This window comes from Polaromonas sp. P1_H6 (assembly GCF_056405195.1).
In genome coordinates this window covers 1-3,514 of sequence record NZ_JBFUCN010000063.1, presented here as the reverse complement: position 1 = coordinate 3,514, position 3,514 = coordinate 1, and the positions used below count along the sequence as shown (strand labels likewise).

The following is a 3,514-nucleotide window of genomic DNA, read 5'->3' as shown; positions in this document are numbered from 1 at the left end:
CCTACGCTTCGCTTCGGGCAACCTGCGGTGCTCGACTACGGCGGGGTCTCGCTAAACTCGCTACGCTGCGCTTCGCTCAAACAACGCGATCCCTGATCCGCCTACGTCTGCGCTCCTCGGCCCAGCCAGGACGGGGCAATCGGGAGCGGAAGCGGGAACAGAAGACAGAAATACAAAGAACAAACCAAGACAAACAAGGACTCGCCAAGGCGAGTCCTTGTGGTTTTCAGTATTTGGATTTGGTATTCCTTCCCCACCCCTTGTGGATGCGCCGAGGAGCGGAGGTCCAGACGGATCAGGGATCGCGTTGTTTGAGCCGAAGGCGAGTTTAGCGAGACCCCGTCTGGACCGAGCACCGCAGGTTGCCCGTAGCGAAGCGGAGGGACGCGGCAACCAGGGTCGCCTTTTCTTTTGCTTACTTTTCTTTTGGCGAAGCAAAAGAAAAGTGAGTAGCCGCCGGGCTACCCCCGGCCAGCAACCCTCAGCAGAGAACGCGCAAGCCGGAGCAAGAACCGGCCTAAAGACCCACTCCCCAACAGCATTGCGGCCCACAAAAGAAGTGGGCCGCATTGCGGCCCACCTTTGCTTCTGCTTCATCCGGGGTTTTCATCAAACCCCGGCGGAGCGAGTGGCAACTGTTATTGCGATGGCGCGGCGGCGGGCGCCGGGATCACCACAATGTTGTCGGTTGAGGTCTGCGGCTGTACGCGCACGTTGGTGGCGCCGGCCGGGACGACGACGGTCTCTACCTGGCGGACCACACCGCCGCTGGCGACGCTGCCGTCCGCTTTGCCGTAGCCGACGATGCGGGCCTGGCAGGCGATCAGGTCTTCGCCCTTGAAGACGTCGCAGCGTTTGAGCGCGTTGGCGGAGAACTGGCCGTTGGCGTTGTCAACCTTGCCGGCGCGTTTGGCAGCGTTGGCGTTACGGACTTCGGTCATGCAGGTTTCACGGTCCTGCTGCGTGCGCCCGGTCAGGCAGGCGTTCATCTCGCTCTTGGCATCGCCGGTGGCGTCGATGCCTGTGGTGCCGGAAGCGATTTGTGCCGTGGCGCCCAGGGAGAGCAGGGCGGCGACACCAAAGATGGCGGCGCTTTGGGCCAAGCGGAAATTCCGGGATGAAATCATGGTCAAACTCCTTGATCGAACTCGACGGATGTCGATGAATGGAGTCTGGGCCGGGCCCGGCCGGGGCCGTGAAAGGAAAAGCTCCGGGCCGTCCGTGCCCTATGCCCATTCCCATGTAGGACGGGTCTCTCATAGGGCGCACATCCGCCCCAGGGGTGCGGATTTGATGCTTTTGATGTTTATATATACAGCCCGGCTTGTTCGACCTTCAACCTTCGACGGGCGCGGCGCTTCAGGTCGACCAGAGCCTTGGTGTCGACGGCGCCAGTTGCCACATCTCCTTGCGCCAGGCCTGCCACACCTGCCTGAGCAAGGCCATGGCGGGTTCGACCACCGGCGAAAGCACGCGCACCACAACGACCTGCGCGTCGGGGCTGGTGGCACCGGCGCTGGAAGCCAGGGAGTGGGCCTGCAGGACTTCGCGCGCGCAGTCCAGCGCGAGTTCACGGCGTTTGCGCTCAAGCTTGCTGCCGGCCACAAAAAACAGCGTGGCCATGCAGCGCCGGCCGGCCAGGCCGACGGGGCTGTCCATCAGCAGTTTGTCGTTCGCGTCCAGCCGCGCGCGCTCCAGCCAGACGCCGGGCAGCTCGATGTGCTGGCGAAAGCTGCCGTTTTCAAAGGGCTGGCCGGCGGCGGGCAGGCCCAGCGCGGTGACGTCCCAGCCCATGAGTTCGGCGCCGGGCGCGAGCGCCATCGTCAGGCGGTTCTCGGCGAGGCAGCCGCTGTAGCAGATGGCTTCAAGCGGCAGCCATTCCATGCGCGCACCGGCGGCCAGCGTGAGCCGGGTGTTTTGCAGCGCGGGCTCGCCGGTGGAGCGGTAAAAACGCGTGGCGCCGGGGGTGGTGATGAGGCCGTGCGTGCCGGGCGCGGCGCTGAAGGCCAGCTCCAGCGTGTCGCCGCCGACCAGGCCGCCGGGCGGGTGCACGATGACGTTGTGGCAGATCGCGTCGCCTTCGGGGTACAGGCTTTGCAGTATGCGCAGCGGCCCGCTGTGGCGGAAGTGGGCAAGTGTCTTGCCGGCCTGGTGCGTGTAGTCGAGTGCGAGCGTCGCGTTCCAGGTCATGGGCGAAGTTTAACGTGCGTAAGCGCCGCTGGTATATTTCGTGCTTCCCCAAAGGGTGGTGCGCAAGCTGGTTCCGGTCCAGCCATCGCCCATTCGTTGATACGCCTGACAAGAAACACAAACAATATGGCCACCTCCGCCCTTGACCACTTCATCTCCAGCGCCGTCGAGCAGACGCAGCGCCGCATGGATCCCGCCGACTGTGTGCTGGCGCTCGCGCCGCGGATGCTGGAGCTGATAGACCAGGCCGCGACTTTCCTGGAGCCGCAGCACTACCGCAGCGACCCGGACCATTACGCCCGCAACCTGGTCTACAGCGCGCCCGATGCCAGCCTGTCCCTCTACACCCTGGTCTGGTCGCCCGGCCAGTGGACGCCGGTGCACGACCACGGAAGCTGGGGCGTGGTCGGTGTGCTCGAAGGCGTGCTGGAGGAACGGAGTTATGTGCGCCTGTCAGTGGACCGCAACACCGATGAGGGCATCAACCTTGTGCGTGGTGGCGTCATCCTTCTGGGGCGCGGCGCGGTGACCAGCTTTGTGCCGAATCCCGACCACATCCATGTGACTGGTGTTCCCCTGGAGCGCCCTCGGGCGGTGAGTTTGCATCTTTATGGGCGGATGATGAGTAGCTTCAATACTTATGATGTTTCGGCTGGGACTCGGAAGAGGGTTAGTCTGGAGCATAACGAGAGCTAAGGCTTCTTTGGCCAGGTCTTGCGCCGGCTGCGCGCTCCCTTTCCTCCGTGCTCTTTGCTGAGGGTTGCTGGCCGGGGTCGCCCGGCGGCGAGGCACTTTTCTTTGCTTCGCCAAAGAAAAGTACCCAAAAGAAAGGCGACCCGCAGTCTGGGTCCCTACGCTTCGCTGCGGGCAACCTGCGGTGCTCGACTACGGCGGGGTCTCGCTAAACTCGCTACGCTGCGCTTCGCTCAGACAACGCGATCCCTGATCCGCCTACGTCTGCGCTCCTCGGCCCAGCCAGGACGGGGCAATCGGGAGCGGGAACCGAAGACAGAAGAAATCCAAAGAGACAAAGAGATAAATGCAAACAAGGACTCGCCACGGCGAGTCCTTGTGTCTTCAGGTATTCGGTATTGGTATTCCATCCCCACCCCTTGTGGATGCGCCGAGGAGCGCAGGGCCAGACGGATCAGGGATCGCGTTGTCTGAGCGAAGCGAGTTTAGCGAGACCCCGTCTGGACCGAGCACCGCAGGTTGCCCGTAGCGCAGCGAAGGGACGCAGCAACCAGGGTCGCCTTTTCTTTTGCTTACTTTTCTTTTGGCGAAGCAAAAGAAAAGTGAGTAGCCGCCGGGCTACCCCCGGCCA

The 3,514-nt window shown here is 63.3% G+C and carries 3 protein-coding genes; 1 reads left to right on the top strand and 2 read right to left on the bottom strand.

The annotated features are described in order from the left end of the window. Positions 1-638: 638 nt before the first annotated feature. Together AC1D1F_RS24635 and AC1D1F_RS24630 are read right to left on the bottom strand one after the other, a co-directional pair. A complete protein-coding gene (locus AC1D1F_RS24635; RefSeq protein WP_477697578.1) occupies positions 639-1,127 on the bottom strand; it encodes a hypothetical protein in 489 nt (162 codons plus the stop codon). 232 nt (positions 1,128-1,359) lie between these two features. Then, a complete protein-coding gene (locus tag AC1D1F_RS24630) occupies positions 1,360-2,190 on the bottom strand; it encodes an urease accessory protein UreD (protein ID WP_477697577.1) in 831 nt (276 codons plus the stop codon). Between the two features lie 126 nt (positions 2,191-2,316). On the opposite strand from AC1D1F_RS24630, the gene AC1D1F_RS24625 reads away from it, so the two are divergent. Then, complete coding sequence (locus AC1D1F_RS24625; protein WP_477697576.1) at positions 2,317-2,886, top strand: cysteine dioxygenase family protein; 570 nt, start codon at positions 2,317-2,319, stop codon at positions 2,884-2,886. The last annotated feature ends 628 nt before the right edge of the window (positions 2,887-3,514 follow it).